This window comes from Pseudomonas sp. AC169 (assembly GCF_979258515.1).
Map to the genome: position 1 here is coordinate 2,865,930 of NZ_OZ409866.1, position 16,310 is coordinate 2,882,239.

The following is a 16,310-nucleotide window of genomic DNA, read 5'->3' on the forward strand; positions in this document are numbered from 1 at the left end:
ACAGAGCCTGAGCCGCAACGGAAGAAGGACGACAAACTCAGCGCTTGTTGAGGCCCCGAGCCAACCGGTCCCCACCCAATTGAATCACCGCGACCAACGCCACCAGCAATACAATCACCGTCAACATGATCTGACTATCAAAGCGCTGATAGCCGTAGCGATAGGCAATGTCCCCCAACCCACCAGCCCCAATGGCGCCGGCCATGGCCGACGAGTTGATCATCGTCACCAGGGTAATGGTGAAACCGCCAACAATCCCTGGCAGCGCTTCCGGCAACAGCACATGCCAGACGATGTGCCAACGCCGGCAACCCATCGCCTGCGCCGCTTCAATCAGACCATGATCAACCTCGCGCAGGCTCACTTCGGCAATCCGCGCAAAAAACGGTGTCGCGGCGATCGTCAGCGGCACCACGGCAGCCCAGACACCGTAGGTGGTGCCGACGATCAACCGGGTAAACGGAATCAGCGCGACCATCAGAATCAGAAACGGGATCGAGCGGAACAGGTTCACGAACGCGCCCAAGGCACGGTTCAAAACCGGCGCTTCGTAGATGCCGCCCTTGTCGCTGGTGACCAGGATCACTGCCATGGGAATCCCCACCAGCAAAGCGATCAACGACGACACGCCGACCATCAGAAACGTGTCGATAAAACCCTGCAGCAAGCGATCAAACCACATAACCCACTACCTCCACTCGCTGCGCCCATTGCGCGGCGCGCTCGCGTAATTGTTCGGCGCTGAACGCTGAGCCGCTTACGGCTAACAACAGTTGCCCCAGCGCATGCCCCTGAATCCGCTCAACGCCGCCCTGAAGCAACTTCACCCGACCGCCGAGTGCTGTGAAAAGCGCGGCCAGATCCGGTTCATCACTGGCGTTGCCGGTGAATTGCAAACGCAGCACCACAGCGGCGTCGGAGGAGGGCGGCTGCGTCTGCAAACGGCGTTGCAATTCTTCCGGCAAAGCGTATTGCAGCGGTGCCAGCAAGGTCTGGCTGACTTCGTGCTGCGGATTACCGAAAACTTCCCAGACCGGGCCTTGCTCGACAACCCGCCCGTGTTCCAACACGACGACGCGATCGCAGATTTCGCGAATCACCGCCATCTCGTGAGTGATCAAAACGATGGTCAGGCCCAGGCGTTTGTTGATCTCGCGCAGCAGGCCGAGGATCGACTGCGTAGTCTCCGGGTCAAGTGCCGAAGTGGCTTCGTCACAGAGCAAAATATCCGGGTCATGCACCAGCGCGCGGGCGATGCCGACACGCTGTTTCTGCCCGCCGGAGAGCTGCGCCGGATAAGCCTTGTGCTTGGCTTGCAGGCCAACCAGTTCGAGCAGTTCGCGGACTTTTTTCTCGCGTTGCTCTTTCGGCACGCCGGCGACTTTCAGCGGCAGTTCGACGTTCTGCCAAACGGTCTTGGCCGACATCAGATTGAAGTGCTGGAAGATCATGCCGATGCGCCGACGCAGCGCGACGAGACGGTCTTCATCGAATTCGCTGATATCGACCTGATCGATCAACACTCGCCCCGACGTCGGCTGTTCCAGACGATTGATCGTACGGATCAGCGACGACTTGCCAGCACCGCTGCGGCCGATGATGCCGAACACTTCTCCGCGCTGAATCGCCAGATCAATGCCCTGCAATGCCGCGACCGGGCCTTGCCGGCCGTTGTAGGTTTTGCCCAGCCCGATGAAGCGCACGTGGGCGCGATTCAGCTCAGGATGCAGCTCGGTTTTTTCAGCAATGTGTGGCTCTGGAGTTTCCAGTCGCCGTTGGATCGCGGCCGTCATGTTCAGCTTTCCCAACCGGCTTGATACAGCTTGCCGTGGGCCTTATCCAGCGCCGCGCGAACGACCGGCGAATGCTGGTAGATGTCGACGAATTTGATCAGGCGCGGATCGGTTTTGCTCTTCGGCTGGATGACGAACTGAATCACGTATTCCTTGTGATCGAGACCGTCGAACAGCAGCGCCGAACCGGCATCGAAAGTCTTTGCCAGACGAATGTAGGCCGGGTAGCCCTGCACCAGATCGGCGTCGTCATAAGCGCGCACCAGTTGCACCGCTTCGACTTGCAGGATTTTGATTTTATTCGGGTTGGCGACGATGTCATCTTCGGTGGCCTTGTAGCCAACACCCGGTTTCAGCGTGATCAAACCGGCCTTGGCCAACAGTTGCAGACCGCGACCGCTGTTGATCGGGTCGTTGGCGATGGCAACGCTGGCGCCTTCGGGCAACTCGTCGAAACTTTTGTATTTTTTCGAGTAGAGACCGACGTTGTTGATGATCCCCGGGGCGAACGGCACCAGATCAAAACCCGACGCAGCTTTGGCGTTTTCGAGGAACGGGATGTGCTGGAAGTAGTTCACGTCGATGTCGCCGGCGGCGAGGCTGACGTTCGGTGCGATCCAGTCGGTGAACTCCACCAGCTCGACTTTCAGGCCTTGTCTGGAAGCTTCTTCGACAGCGGCTTCCAGCGGGATGGCGAAGGCGGCGGTGGTGCCGATTTTCAACGGCGCGTCGGCGGCGAAAACGGCCGAGCTGAACAGGCCGAGGGCCAGGGCCAGTGCTTTGACTGGGTGGGACAGGCGTTTCTTGGTCATGATGGTTTTTCCAGTCAGTGCATTAATTTTGTGGTGTCTGGACAGATCGTTCCCACGCTCTGCGTGGGAATGCCTCTATGGACGCTCTGCGTCCGCTGTTGGGACGCGGAGCGTCCCGGGCTGCATTCCCACGCAGAGCGTTGGAACGATCAGTACAAAGAGTTATTGGCGATAGTGGGAGCCGGTGTGTTGCTCGGGCAACTGTGCCCCGCCGTGAAACAACTTCTCGCGCAAGCTGCCGGTGTCGTACGCGGTCTTGTACGACCCACGCCGCTGTAGCTCCGGAATCACCAGCTCAATGAAATCCACATAGCTTTCCGGCGTGACAATGCGGGTCAGGTTGAAGCCGTCGAGCCCGGTCTCGGCGATCCACGATTCCAGCTCATCCGCGACTTGCTCAGGCGAACCGACCACGGTGATGTAGCGGCCGCCGAGGGCATGCTGGTCGAGCAATTTGCGCCGGGTCCAGTCGTTGTTTTGCAGGTTCTTGGTCGCCGATTGAATGGCGTTGCTCTTCACGTACTGGATCGGTTCGTCGATCTCGTACTGGGAAAAGTCGATGCCGGTCGATGCAGAAAAATGCGCGACGCCGGCCTCGGCGCTGGCGTAGCTCAGATACTCGGCGTGCTTGGCCCATGCGGCCTCTTCGGTCGCGCCAACGATCACGTTGAGGCCCATGAACACCTTGATGTCCTCAGGGTTGCGCCCCGCTTCAACGGCGCTGGCGCGGACCTTGTCGACCTGAACCCTGGTCGACGGCTTGTTCTGGCCGCTGATGAACACGCATTCGGCATGACGCCCGGCGAAGAGCAAACCGCGATCGGAGCTGCCGGCCTGAAACAACACTGGCGTGCGTTGTGGTGAAGGCTCGCAGAGGTGATAACCCTCGACCTGATAGAACTCGCCCTTGTGCTCGACCTTGTGCACTTTTTCCGGGTTGGCGTAGATGCGTTGTTCGCGGTCGTTGAGGACGGCGCCGTTTTCCCAACTGCCTTCCCAGAGTTTGTAGAGAACTTCCAGGTACTCGTCAGCCTGGTCATAGCGGCGGTCATGTTCGACCTGTTCGCTAAGACCCATGGCTTTGGCGGCGCTGTCGAGGTAGCCGGTGACAATGTTCCAGCCGACGCGACCACGACTCAAATGATCGAGCGTCGACATGCGTCGGGCGAACAGATAGGGCGGCTCGTAAGTGAGATTTGCAGTCAGGCCGAAGCCAAGGTTTCTGGTCACGGCGGCCATCGCTGACACCAGCAGCAACGGGTCGTTGACCGGCAACTGAATCGACTCTTTCAGCGGGACATCGACCGAGTTCTGGTAGACGTCATACACGCCGACGATGTCGGCGATGAACAAACCGTCGAACAGCCCACGCTCGAGCAACTGCGCCAGTTCGGTCCAGTATTCGATGGTGTTGTAGCGGGTCGAGGTGTCGCGCGGATGCGTCCACAGGCCATGGTTGATGTGGCCGATGCAGTTCATGTTGAACGCGTTGAGCAGGATCTTCTTTTTCGCCGCGCTCATCAGATCGTTCCTCGCAACGGAGGGTTTTCATCGTTGAGGTAGTAGTTGCCCACCGCGTGATATTTCCAGCGCACCGGGTCGTGCAAGGTGTGCACGCGGGCGTTGCGCCAGTGGCGGTCGAGGCCGTGTTCGATCAGGGTCGCCTGGCTACCCGCCAGTTCGAACAGCGTGCTGCCGGCGGCCAAAGAGATTTCAGTGCTGATCGCTCGTGCTTCGGCGACGGCAATCGAAGCGGCGGCAACGGTTTCTGCGTTGGTCTCGGCCTGCGCGGCGTCGAGGAATTCGCCAGCGCGCTCAAGCAAGGCTTCGGTGGCGTGCAGGCGAATGCTCAAGTGGCCGAAGCTTTTCAGCGTCAGCGGGTCTTCGGTGGCTTTGTCGTTGCCGGAATCGATCCACGGCCGGGTTTTGCTGCGCACAAAGTGCAACGCGTCTTCATAAGCGGCGCGGGCGATGCCGGTGTCGATGGCGGCGTGAAGAATTTGCGCCAACGGGCCAACGGTGGTTGGCCGTTCGAAGGCGCTTTGAAACGGGATCACGTCTTCAGCAGCGACGTAGACGTCTTCGAATACCACCGAACCGCTGCCGGTGGTGCGCTGACCGAAGCCGCTCCAGTCGTCGATCACGGTGAGGCCTTGGCTGTCGCGGGGGACGAAGGCCAGTTGCTGCACACCGTTTTCATCGACTACCGAAGTCGGAATGCGCTGTGCGTAAATCGCGCCGGTCGCATAGAACTTGCGGCCGTTGATGCGATAGCCATCGCCGTCGCGTCTGAGGCTGGTGACGCGGTCGTGGGCGGTTTTTGTGCCCAGCTCCGCCAGTGCATTGCCGAATCGCTGGCCGGCGAGCACTTCGGCGTACAGCCGTTGTTTTTGCTGGTGGCTGCCGTTCACCCGCAGCACTTCCAGTGCGTAAAAGTGGTTCTGCGGGATCTGTCCGAGCGAGCCGTCGGCCTGAGCGATCAGGGCGATGACTTTGGCCAGGGTCACGTTTGACACGCCAGCGCCGCCGTATTCCTTCGGCACGCTGATGCCCCACAGGCCCGAGCGAGAAAACACCTCGAGTTCCGGCAGTGGCAGGCGGCGTTCACGGTCGCGCACGGCGCTGTCGCGTTTGAAATCCTCGGCCAGGTCGCTGGCGACGATCAGGGCTTGTTCATCGCTGGTGATGACCGCGACGTGATGGGAAAGAGTCATGCTTTTTTCTCCAGATGTCTGGTCGTCAGATCCAGGAATGGCGAGCCGGTAGAGTGCCGTTGAGGCGATAGGCGCCGACTGCGTGATACTTCCAGCGCACCGGGTCGTGCAGCGTGTGCACGCGGGCGTTGCGCCAGTGGCGGTCGAGGTTGAATTCGGCGAGGGTCGCGCGGCTGCCGGCCAGTTCGAAAAGCTTCTCGCTGGCGAGCAAGGAAATCTCGGTGGTCAGCACTTTCGCTTCGGCCACGGCAATCGAAGCGCGGGCGGCGGATTCGGCGGTGAGTGGTGCAGCGTGGACTTGGTCGAGTACTTTGCCGGCCTTGCGCAACAGCGCTTCGGCGGCATGAAGTTCGATTTTCAGTTTGCCGATGTCGGCGATCACGTAGAGGTCATTGCTGGCGCGATCAACCTTGGCATCGATCCATGGTCGCGCGCGGGTTTTGACGAATTCGATGGCGTCGTCGATCGCGCCACGGGCGATGCCGGCGTCGATGGCCGCTTGAATCAGCTGCGACACGGCGCCTTGGGTGTTCGGGGTTTCGTTGATCTTCCAGTTGTCGACAACCAGGCTCGACTCGACGCGCACGTTATTGAGCAAAATCGTGCCGCTGGCGGTGGTGCGTTGGCCGAAGCCTGACCAGTCATCAACGATGCGCAGGCCCGGCGTACCACGACGGACAAAGGCCAGCACTTGCTTGCCGTCATCGTTAAGCGCCTTCACCGCGACCCAGTGCGCAAACAGCGCGCCGGTGGAATAGAACTTCTGGCCGTTGATCAGGTAATCGTCGCCGTCGGCAGTGATCCGCGCTTTCAGTTCCAGAGTGTTTTTGGTGCCGCGCTCAGGACCGGCATTGCCGATGCGCCAACCTTCCAGAACGCTCTGGAACAGCTGCTTTTTCTGCGCTTCGGTGGCGCTGCCGAGCACCAGGTTGATGATGCCGAACTGGTTCTGCGGGATCTGTCCCAGCGCCGGATCGGCGGCAGAAATGATCGCGAAAACTTCGGCCAGTGTGACAAACGAAACCTGCGGTCCACCGTATTCACGCGGGATGGCGATGCTGCCCAGACCGCTGCGGGTGAACTGTTCGATTTCCGACCATGGCAACTTGCGCTGGCGGTCGCGTTTGGCCGCCTGCACACGGGCGACTTGCGCCAGCTCATGGGCGGCCTTGATGGCTTGGGCGTCGTTGCGCAAGACCTGCGCGGGCAACAACAGTGGGGCGATGTCCAGATCCGACTGGACGTTTGCGTCTGCCAGACTGGACATCAGTGCCGCTCCTTGGCTGCACGCAATGCCCTGGCGATCTGCACTGGGGTGATTGTGTTCCGGACCATACTACCTACCTCACATCTCATGAAAAACGCCGCAAAAGTGCGGCGAACGAAAGAATGTCCGGTGGTCCGGTTCATATACCCTAGGCGCGTATAAATATTAAATAAACTAACTTTTAGGAATATGCATAGAAGGGGTCATGGTCGGGCTGGTCAAGAATGTCAGGTGAGGGGGCTGAACCCCCATCACCAGCAAAGCGCCTAGGCCTTGCGTGATTCGGCTACCTTGAGCTCCTGTCTCTGGGGGACTTTCAGATAAGGATTTACACAGCCGATCTTCAGGGTCCGTGGTGGCGCCCAGCGTGAGTTGTTGCCGACCCGGTCAAGGATGCAATACGTCACGTCCAGACGCAGATCCTCACCCGCTTCGACGATGACCGCCGGTGGAACCCAGACCTGAATCGGCAAGCCGATATCCGCTGCGGTGACCGGCGCCAGATCCATGCGCACATCGCCCCAGCGCAAGGTGATGGCGTCGTCCACGGCCATGTTCAGGTACGGCTCGATGGTCAGCGGCACACCGCGTTTGATCTGGTTCGGATTCACGCCTTGGCGGCGAATGGCGTCGGGGATGGTCACGGGGGCCAGTTGCTGGTTTTCATCAGCGCTCAGCGTCGAGGGTTGCCCACCGGGGCAGTCGAGTTTGACCTGTACGTGCGTCGCTGCCGACAGCGCCGGCCCCTGACCGACCTGCATCACCCGGTAGTGAATGCGCGCGGTGCCGTTGGCGATGAAACTCTCCGGCACCCGCAGGCGGACTGCCGTGCCGATGTCATCGGCCGTCAGCACCCTGGAGGCGACATAGCATTTGTTCCAGAACAGCTCGATGAGGTCTCCGCTGTCCATATCGGGGTAGGGCGCCACCTCGACCAGAAAATGTGCAGCGGCGCTCAGATTGATGCCGGTTTTTTGCGCAGGCGCCAGGATCGGCGCTGCCAGTTCGGGGGTATGCGAAGTACGGGTCATCGATTTCTCTCCTTGAAGCCTTGCAGCGAAGTCCGTTTCTGAAAGAACAAAAGGCGTGAATAAACTGGCAATAAAACTTTGAACTTTTATTCAAGTTGAATACGGGTTGACTGAACTAAGTGGTGCCAGTTGTCGACTAGATAAGAGTGTGCGGGATGGGGTGTCAATAGACGATATTAGTTAATCCGTGAATTACGAATTAATCAGAAATTTCCTACGCTGTTGTGGTCATCTGCCTAGGTGCTCAGACGAAATGAGCCACGGAATTCTGGGCTTTTTGGCGGGTTTTGCGCACGTTTATTCTAGCGTTGTCATGTCGGGTGGGGTGGGATTGAGGCAGGGATTATCTATTGCAGAACATATATATGTAGCGCTTCGGATATGTTTTGTCTGGATAGGGTGTTGATGAGGCGGGGATTTTAACAAAGGTAACTTCCATCCATGGAAGTTGCCGGTATCGCAATGAAAGTTCTCAGGCGTGATTCAAGAACTTGCTGAGAAACTGTTGAGTGCGTTGTTCTTTCGGGTTGGCAAACAACGCTTTCGCTTCGCCTTGCTCGACGATTACGCCCTTGTCGAAGAACACCACACGGTTGGCCACGTCGCGAGCAAAACCCATTTCGTGAGTAACGATGACCATGGTGCGTTTTTCCTCGGCGAGACCACGAATGGTTGCCAGCACTTCGCCAACCAGTTCCGGGTCGAGCGCCGAAGTCGGTTCGTCGAACAGGATCACTTCCGGCTCCATTGCCAGCGCCCGGGCGATCGCCACGCGCTGTTGCTGACCACCGGAGAGCCGACGCGGATAAGCGTCCTCTTTGCCAGCGAGACCCACTTTGGCCAACAGCTTTTTACCCAGGGCAACGGCCTCGTCGCGCGGCATCTTCTTGACCACGATCGGGCCTTCGATGACGTTCTCCAATGCGGTGCGATGGGGGAACAGGTTGAAGTTCTGGAACACGAAGCCCACGTGCTGGCGCAAATTGCGCACCAGACCTTGTTGCTGGTTCAGCGGGCGACTGGTATCGATTTCGATATCGCCGACCTTGATCCGGCCGCTGGTGGGTTGTTCAAGGAAATTCAGACAGCGCAGGAATGTCGTTTTCCCCGAACCGCTGGGGCCGATGATCGCGACGACTTCGCCTTCCTTGACCTCGAGGTCGATGCCATTGAGCACCACTTGACCCTTGAATTGCTTGGTCAGTTTTTCCACGACAATCATGGGGTCAGGACTCCTGGTCGTGCCGATTGACCCGCTCTTCCAACTTGTTCTGGAAGTGCGAAAGCACCGTGGCCAGAATCCAGTAGATCAGCGCGGCGGCAAGATACATGGTGAAGACTTCAAAAGTCCGGGCGGTAATCAATTGCGCCTGACGGAACAGCTCCGGCACCTGAATGGTGGCGGCCAGTGCCGTGTCCTTGACCAGCGAAATGAAGCTGTTGCCCAGCGGCGGCAACGCCGTGCGCATCGCTTGCGGCAGGATGGCCCGGCGCAGGGTTTGCGCACGGGTCATGCCGATGCTCGCAGCGGCTTCCCACTGGCCACGCTCGATCGAACCGATCGCAGCGCGGAGGATTTCACAGGCGTAAGCGGCCATGTTCAGCGAGAAGCCGATCAGCGCCGCTGGCAGCGGATCCAGTTCGAGACCCAATTGCGGCAAGCCGTAATAGATCACGAACAGTTGCACCAGCAACGGCGTGCCGCGAAAGAACGACACGTAGATGCGCGCCAGCCAGCTCACCGATTTGAAACGCGACAGGCGCATCAACGCCAGGCCGAAGCCCAGCAGCAAACCGAAGAACATCCCGCCGAGGCTGAGGACTACCGTGTAATACGCGCCCTTGAGCAGGAAGGGCGCGGAGTCCAGTGCGAGTTGGAAAGCTTCTTCCATTATTGAGTGACGTCAGCGTTGAAGTACTTCTCGGACAGCTTCTTCAGGGTGCCGTCGGCACGCAGCTCGTCGAGGGCCTTGTTCACGGCGGCCAGCAGTTCAGGCTCGCCTTTGCGCAGAGCAACACCGGCTTCCTGACGGGAGAAGGCTTCACCGGCGGCGACGGTTTTCGGCGCTTTCTTGGCGTATTCCAGTGCGGCCAGACGGTCGATCAGAATGGCGTCGGTGCGGCCGTTGTTGAGGTCGGCGAACTTGGTCGGATCATCATCGTAGGTGCGCACGTCAGCGCCCGGCACGTTGGCGCGGACCCACTGCTCGTAGTTGGTGCCCAGGCCCACACCGACTTTCTTGCCGGACAGGTCATTGGCGGTTTTGATGTTCAGCGCCGCTTCTTTGCTTTTCAGCACCAGCGCCTGAATCCCGGAAACGGTGTACGGCTCGGAGAAGTCATACTTCTTCTTGCGCTCTTCGGAGATGGTCACCTGGTTGACGACAACGTCCAGACGCTTGGATTCCAGCGCAGCGAGGATACCGTCCCACTTGGTTGGCTGAACCTTGGCTTTGACGCCGAGTTTTTGTGCCAGTGCTTCGGAAAGTTCGACTTCGAAACCGGACAGTTTGCCGTCTGCATCGACGAAGCTGAACGGTGGATAAGTGCCTTCCAGGCCGACGTTGATAACGCCCTTGTCCTTGATCTGTTGCAGCTGCTCACCGGCCACTGCCTGGCCGATCAGACCGGCGCTCAGCGCCAGGCCCAGCGAACCCACCAGCAGATTGCGACGTAGTGCGGAAAAATTCATGACGAGCCCCTGTGTTTTCTTATGGAAGACGCTTAAGGAAAGTTGGCGAATTTATGATTTCGACGACAGCGCTATCCTGCCTTAAAGCAGCTTATGCGTCTTGCGCGAAATTCGCCTGCGGCGAGACTATAAGATGTCTTCTTTAGACTTGAAAATACTTAATATTTAAAATGTTATTCTTTATTGGAATATGAGGATCGTTCCCACGCTCTGCGTGGGAATGCCTCTAGGGACGCTCCGCGTTCCAGCGCTCAAGGGGACGCGGAGCGTCCACGGCTGCATTTCCACGCAGAGCGTGGGAACGATCTCGTTACAGGAAATCCTTGTAAGCAAACAACGCCGGCGCGCCGCCGGTGTGCAGGAAGATGATCGGGCCCTCATCGAAGCGCTGACGGCCAATGCCATCGAGCAACCCCGCCATCGCCTTGCCGGTATAAACCGGATCCAGCAGTACCGCTTCCTGACTCGCGAGCAGTTTTACTGCGGCCAAGGTCCCGGCATTCGGCTCGCCATAGCGCGGGCCGAAATATTCGTCCCACAACTCGACCTTGAAACTCGCCGGCAGTTCGACGCCGAGCAGCTCCGCCGTGCGTTCGGCAAGTCCCTGAACTTTCGGCCGCTGATCTTCTTCACTGCGCGAAACCGTCACGCCAATCACCGGCAATTGCGGCAACACTTCGCTCAGTGCCAAGGCCAGACCGCTGTGCGTCCCGGCGCTGCCGGAGGCTAAAACCACCGCCGCGAAATCGATTCCGGTGTCCTTTATCTGCTCGGCCAGTTCCAGACCTGCGCGCACATAACCCAGCGCGCCAAGGGCATTCGAGCCACCGATCGGCACCAGATACGGCTTCTTGCCGTTGCTGCGCAAGCGCACCGCGAGTGCGGCCAATTGTTCGTCGGCGTTGTCGAGGTTGTCGACCAGTTCGACCTTGGTGTCGAACAGATCCAGCAGCAGGCGGTTGCCGTTGCCGATGTAGTTGCTGTCGTCAGTGCCCAGCGGATTTTCCAGCAGCGCCACACATCCAAGACCCAGTTTGGCGGCGAGGGCGGCGGTCTGGCGAACGTGGTTCGATTGCAACGCACCAGCGGTAATCAGCGTATCGGCGCCTTGTGCCAGGGCATCGGCGGCGAGGTATTCGAGCTTGCGCAGCTTGTTGCCGCCCATGGCCAGCGGCGTCAGGTCATCGCGCTTGATGTACACCTCGCGGCCGAGCCAGGACGACAGGCGTTCGAGTTTTTCCAGCGGCGTCGGGTGGCCGAGCAGGTCGAGACGGTTAAAGCGGTCCAGTTGTTGTTTGATCATGAGTCCGTACTGGCGGAGGAAGATGGAAGGACTATAGGCACGCGCTTTTGCTGGGGCAACCGTGGATCGCTTATAGCCAAATGAACTGAGTCCAGCACTATCGGTTCTTAATTCGCCCTCGTGAGCATGTCGTAAAGTAGGCGCCGTTGACGCGGCCAGACAGTCCGGCCGCCCGTGAGGAGTCTTTACCGTGAGCGAGCGTTCCAGCCATTGGCAATTGCAGACCATCGTCAATCAACTGCGCAGCGCGCGGGATCAGTGGCGGGCACAGAATGGCCGGGCGTCCGGCGAGCAGGGTGGTCGTGAGTTGCCGTCGCGCGCGGCGATGGCGGAGATTCTCGAGGCGTTGTGTGGCGCGTTGTTCCCGATGCGGTTGGGCCCCGTGGATCTGCGTGAAGAGAGTGAAGATTTCTACGTCGGTCACACCCTCGATGTCGCCCTGAATGCCTTGTTGGCGCAGACCCGCCTGGAGCTGCGCTACGTCGCTCGCCACAGTGCGCAGGCCGACACTGAAGTTGAAGCCCGTGCGATCCAGATCGTGCAGGATTTTGCCCTCGCATTACCGGGCCTGCGCACGCTGCTCGACACCGATGTGCTGGCCGCTTATCACGGTGATCCGGCTGCACGCAGTGTCGATGAAGTGCTGCTGTGCTATCCGGGAATTCTCGCGGTGATTCATCATCGTCTGGCGCATCATCTGTATCGCGCCGGGTTGCCGTTGCTGGCGCGGATCAGTGCAGAAATCGCCCATTCGGCGACCGGTATCGATATCCATCCGGGCGCACAGATCGGCCGCAGTTTCTTTATCGATCACGGCACGGGCGTGGTGATCGGCGAGACCGCGATCATCGGCGAGCGCGTGCGGATCTATCAGGCGGTGACGTTGGGGGCGAAGCGCTTTCCGGCGGATGAGGACGGGCAGTTGCAGAAGGGCCATCCGCGTCACCCGATTGTTGAGGATGATGTGGTGATTTATGCCGGGGCGACGATTCTCGGGCGGATCACCATTGGCAAGGGTTCGACCATTGGCGGCAATGTGTGGCTGACGCGCAGCGTACCGGCGGGGTGCAATTTGACCCAGGCGAATTTGCAGCATGATGACGGGACGCAGAAATAGGGCTTTAAAAGCTGACCCTCACCCCAGCCCTCTCCCGGAGGGAGAGGGGGCCGACCGAAGTGTCTTGCGTCATACATCGACCTGAAATACCGGGTCGATTATGGATTCGGTACAGATGCATCACGTCGGCGTATCTCTCAAATATTCCCCAATCAGCCCCTCTCACTTTGGGAGAGGCAGCCGACCGAAGTGTCTTGCGTCATACATCGACCTGAAATACCGAGTCGATTCTGGATTCGGTAAAGCAGGATCACGTCGGCGTATCTCTCAAATATTCCCCAATCAGTCCCCTCTCCCTCCGGGAGAGGGCTAGGGTGAGGGGCTATTGAACGAATCCCCCCAAACCCACGTCATACCCCTCCTTGAGCTAGCGTAGGAAAACTACCGCCTAGCCGTACGATTAGTCCTTACCACCCCATCCATGTTTAACTTGAACGTTCATTCAAGTTAAACCGGTGGTTCGCTGCCCGCTCACAACAGGAGGCTTGCCTTTGCTGAGTCCGATCATTTCAGCCACGTTTCAACCCCTCGAGGTGCACGTTTCATGAGTGCATCGTCAACCCCCGCCAGCGGTCTGGTGCGCATGAATCCGCCGGTGTTCTACTTCGCCGCGACGGTCATTCTGCTGTTTGGTCTCGTTGTCATCGCCATGCCGGAGCAGGCCGGTGCCTGGCTGCTGCAAGCGCAAAACTGGGCGGCCAACACGGTCGGCTGGTACTACATGCTCGCGATGACCCTGTATCTGGTCTTCGTGGTGGTCACCGCCTTATCCGGCTACGGCAAGATAAAACTCGGTGCCGACCACGACGAACCCGAATTCAGTTACCTGTCCTGGGCCGGCATGCTGTTCGCCGCCGGGATCAGCATCACGCTGTTCTTCTTCTGCGTCTCTGAGCCGCTGACCCACATGTTGCAACCGCCGCAAGGCGAGGCCGGCAGTGCGGATGCGGCGCGTCAGGCGATGCAGATTCTCTTTCTGCACTGGGGTCTGCATGGCTGGGGCGTGTTCGCCTTCGTCGGCATGGCGCTGGCCTATTTCGCTTACCGCCACAACCTGCCGCTGGCCCTGCGTTCGGCGCTGTATCCGCTGATCGGCAAACGCATCAACGGCCCGATCGGTTACGCGGTGGACGGCTTCGGCATCATCGCCACGGTGTTCGGTCTCGGTGCCGACATGGGCTTCGGCGTGCTGCACCTCAACTCGGGTCTCGACTACCTGTTCGGCATCGCGCACACCCAGTGGATTCAGGTCGGTCTGATCACGTTGATGATGGGCGCGGCAATCATCGTGGCAGTCTCCGGCGTCGATAAAGGCGTGCGGGTGATGTCCGACATCAACATGCTGCTGGCCTGTGCGCTGCTGCTGTTTGTGTTGTTCGCCGGGCCCACGCAGCACCTGCTCAACACCTTGATCCAGAATATCGGCGATTACCTCGGCGCCCTGCCGATGAAGAGTTTTGACCTCTACGCCTACGACAAACCGAGCGACTGGCTCGGCGGCTGGACAGTGTTTTACTGGGCCTGGTGGATTGCATGGTCGCCGTTCGTGGGCTTGTTCATCGCACGGATTTCCCGTGGCCGTACCATCCGTGAATTCGTCTTCGGCGTGCTGTTGATTCCGCTCGGATTCACCCTCGCGTGGATGTCGATTTTCGGCAACAGCGCAATCGATCAAGTGCTCAACCACGGCATGAGCGCGCTGGGCATGTCGGCCCTCGACAACCCGTCGATGAGTATTTATCTGCTGCTGGAAACTTATCCATGGAGCAAAACCGTTATCGCGGTGACGGTGTTTATCAGCTTCGTGTTCTTCGTCACCTCTGCCGACTCCGGCACCGTGGTGCTCTCGACGCTGTCGGCCAAGGGCGGCAACCCGGACGAAGACGGGCCGAAGTGGCTGCGGGTGTTCTGGGGCGCGATGACCGCGCTGATCACCAGTGCGTTGCTGTTCTCCGGCAGTATCGATGCGCTGAAGTCAGCCGTCGTGCTGACCTCATTGCCGTTCTCGCTGATTCTGTTGCTGATGATGTGGGGCCTGCACAAGGCGTTCTATCTGGAGTCGCAGAAGCAGATTGCGCAGCTGCATTCGCTGGCACCAGTCTCCGGTTCGCGGCGTGGCACGGGCGGCTGGCGACAGCGTCTGAGTCAGGCTGTGCACTTCCCGTCGCGTGACGAGGTGTACCGCTTCATGGACACCACGGTGCGCCCGGCGATTGAAGAAGTGACGGCGGTGTTCGTTGAAAAAGGCCTGAACGTGGTCACCCAGCCGGATCCGGCGAATGACAGCGTCAGCCTCGAAATCGGCCACGGAGATGCGCATCCGTTCATCTATCAGGTGCAGATGCGCGGCTACTTCACGCCGTCGTTCGCGCGTGGCGGCATGGGTTCCAAGCAGCTCAACAATCGTCGCTACTACCGCGCCGAAGTGCATTTGAGCGAGGGCAGTCAGGACTACGATCTGGTCGGCTACACCAAAGAGCAGATCATCAACGACATCCTTGACCAGTACGAACGCCACATGCAGTTCCTGCATCTGGTGCGTTGATCGGCAGCTGAGCGCCGGGACGTTTTTACGACTCGGCGCTCAGCACCATGAACAACACCATCGCCGCCATTGGCACCCCGAATACCGCACTACCAATCGCTATTTCCGAACCCAGCGGCTGGCCCGCATGCACCACGCCCACCGCGCCATTAATCACCGTCAACGCCAGCCACAGGGCGGCGAAGCCGTAGGCCATGGTCTGACGGCTGAAGCCGATGCGCTCGCCGATGTAGAGCATCAGCGTGAGGAGGACCAGGCCGAAGAAAATGATGATGGCGGTGTGCATGGCGGGTTCTGCTTGGTGAAGGTGCATTGCCTGAAGGATCGCTTTCGCGAGCAGGCTCGCTCCCACAATGGATCTCGGCTGGACATAAATTTTACGTACACAGGAAATCCCTGTGGGAGCGAGCCTGCTCGCGAAGGGGCCACCTCGGTGTACTTTAGAGCATAGCCAATCCAGCCTACTGTTCTTTTATCTGACCATTGATAGTTTGTGGCTAGTGCGCGATGTCGATTCGCAGAGCAGGGTTAGCTCTCAAATAACGATCAATTCAGGATGTGTCGTTTGAATTACTCGCCGAGAGTTACGCCTATAGTTGCCGGCATTAAATGGCTTGAAGAATGGGTTTTCCTATGAAATTCCCGGTCGTTCTGCACAAGGATGCCGACTCAGACTACGGCGTGATCATCCCGGATGTACCGGGCTGCTTCTCTGCGGGCACTACGGTCGCCGAGGCGTTTGAGAATACTCAGGAAGCTTTGGCGCTTCATTATGAAGGTTTGGTCGCCGACGGCGCGCCGTTGCCTCAAGTGCGGGACATTGATGCTCATCTCGATAACCCGGATTACGCGGGAGGGATCTGGGGTGTGGTCGATTTTGATATCACCCCGTATTTCGGCAAGTCAGTGCGTTTTAACGCCACATTGCCTGAGCAACTACTTGAGCGTATTGACCAGACAGTCCGACGTGACCAGCGCTATCGATCCCGCTCCGGTTTCCTCGCGGCGGCCGCCTTGCGCGAACTGTCGGTATAGC

General features: G+C 59.1%; 15 protein-coding genes. 3 read left to right on the top strand and 12 right to left on the bottom strand.

Annotation, left to right across the window (positions count from 1 at the left end; genetic code table 11):
• Positions 1-37 precede the first annotated feature (37 nt).
• The 11 genes from ACZZ0G_RS12985 to ACZZ0G_RS13035 all read right to left on the bottom strand — a co-directional run bounded on the left by ACZZ0G_RS12985 (position 38) and on the right by ACZZ0G_RS13035 (position 11,612).
• Positions 38-682, bottom strand: coding sequence for a methionine ABC transporter permease (locus tag ACZZ0G_RS12985; RefSeq protein WP_034151854.1), 645 nt, complete (start codon positions 680-682; stop codon positions 38-40).
• Positions 672-1,793, bottom strand: coding sequence for a methionine ABC transporter ATP-binding protein (locus ACZZ0G_RS12990; protein ID WP_463556393.1), 1,122 nt, complete (start codon positions 1,791-1,793; stop codon positions 672-674). Before ACZZ0G_RS12990 ends, ACZZ0G_RS12985 begins: the two co-directional genes overlap by 11 nt.
• Positions 1,794-1,795: 2 nt before the next feature.
• Positions 1,796-2,605 (bottom strand): MetQ/NlpA family ABC transporter substrate-binding protein, encoded by an 810-nt coding sequence (locus ACZZ0G_RS12995; RefSeq protein WP_463556394.1) that lies wholly within the window; start codon positions 2,603-2,605, stop codon positions 1,796-1,798.
• A gap of 162 nt (positions 2,606-2,767) precedes the next feature.
• Positions 2,768-4,126, bottom strand: a complete 1,359-nt coding sequence (locus ACZZ0G_RS13000) for an LLM class flavin-dependent oxidoreductase (RefSeq protein WP_463556395.1) — start codon at positions 4,124-4,126, stop codon at positions 2,768-2,770.
• Entirely contained in the window at positions 4,126-5,319 is a 1,194-nt protein-coding gene (locus ACZZ0G_RS13005; protein WP_463556396.1) for an SfnB family sulfur acquisition oxidoreductase, read from the bottom strand. Before ACZZ0G_RS13005 ends, ACZZ0G_RS13000 begins: the two co-directional genes overlap by 1 nt.
• Before the next feature lie 25 nt (positions 5,320-5,344).
• On the bottom strand, positions 5,345-6,586 hold the full coding sequence (locus tag ACZZ0G_RS13010) for an SfnB family sulfur acquisition oxidoreductase (protein WP_463556397.1): 1,242 nt from the start codon (positions 6,584-6,586) through the stop codon (positions 5,345-5,347).
• 266 nt (positions 6,587-6,852) lie between these two features.
• A complete protein-coding gene (locus ACZZ0G_RS13015) occupies positions 6,853-7,617 on the bottom strand; it encodes a hypothetical protein (protein ID WP_463556398.1) in 765 nt (254 codons plus the stop codon).
• 472 nt (positions 7,618-8,089) lie between these two features.
• On the bottom strand, positions 8,090-8,839 hold the full coding sequence (gene tcyN / locus ACZZ0G_RS13020; protein ID WP_134176193.1) for an L-cystine ABC transporter ATP-binding protein TcyN: 750 nt from the start codon (positions 8,837-8,839) through the stop codon (positions 8,090-8,092).
• A gap of 4 nt (positions 8,840-8,843) precedes the next feature.
• Complete coding sequence (gene tcyL, locus ACZZ0G_RS13025; RefSeq protein WP_007918741.1) at positions 8,844-9,509, bottom strand: cystine ABC transporter permease; 666 nt, start codon at positions 9,507-9,509, stop codon at positions 8,844-8,846.
• The gene (gene tcyJ / locus ACZZ0G_RS13030) at positions 9,509-10,309 is read right to left on the bottom strand and encodes a cystine ABC transporter substrate-binding protein (RefSeq protein WP_463556399.1); all 801 of its coding nucleotides are present in this window, start codon (positions 10,307-10,309) and stop codon (positions 9,509-9,511) included. The genes tcyL and tcyJ overlap by 1 nt, the downstream gene beginning before the upstream one ends.
• 310 nt (positions 10,310-10,619) lie before the next feature.
• Positions 10,620-11,612 (bottom strand): D-cysteine desulfhydrase, encoded by a 993-nt coding sequence (locus tag ACZZ0G_RS13035; RefSeq protein WP_463556400.1) that lies wholly within the window; start codon positions 11,610-11,612, stop codon positions 10,620-10,622.
• A gap of 190 nt (positions 11,613-11,802) precedes the next feature.
• Here ACZZ0G_RS13035 and epsC point away from each other — a divergent pair, with 190 nt between their 5' ends.
• Complete coding sequence (epsC, locus tag ACZZ0G_RS13040) at positions 11,803-12,729, top strand: serine O-acetyltransferase EpsC (protein WP_463556401.1); 927 nt, start codon at positions 11,803-11,805, stop codon at positions 12,727-12,729.
• Between the two features lie 583 nt (positions 12,730-13,312).
• Positions 13,313-15,274: a choline transporter BetT gene (gene betT / locus ACZZ0G_RS13045; RefSeq protein ID WP_463558853.1), complete on the top strand. Its 1,962-nt coding sequence runs from the start codon at positions 13,313-13,315 to the stop codon at positions 15,272-15,274.
• Between the two features lie 25 nt (positions 15,275-15,299).
• On the opposite strand, the gene ACZZ0G_RS13050 is transcribed toward betT, so the two are convergent.
• Complete coding sequence (locus ACZZ0G_RS13050) at positions 15,300-15,560, bottom strand: hypothetical protein (protein WP_463556402.1); 261 nt, start codon at positions 15,558-15,560, stop codon at positions 15,300-15,302.
• Between the two features lie 347 nt (positions 15,561-15,907).
• Between ACZZ0G_RS13050 and ACZZ0G_RS13055 the strand changes: the two genes are divergently transcribed.
• Complete coding sequence (locus tag ACZZ0G_RS13055; RefSeq protein ID WP_250606436.1) at positions 15,908-16,309, top strand: type II toxin-antitoxin system HicB family antitoxin; 402 nt, start codon at positions 15,908-15,910, stop codon at positions 16,307-16,309.
• The last annotated feature ends 1 nt before the right edge of the window (position 16,310 follow it).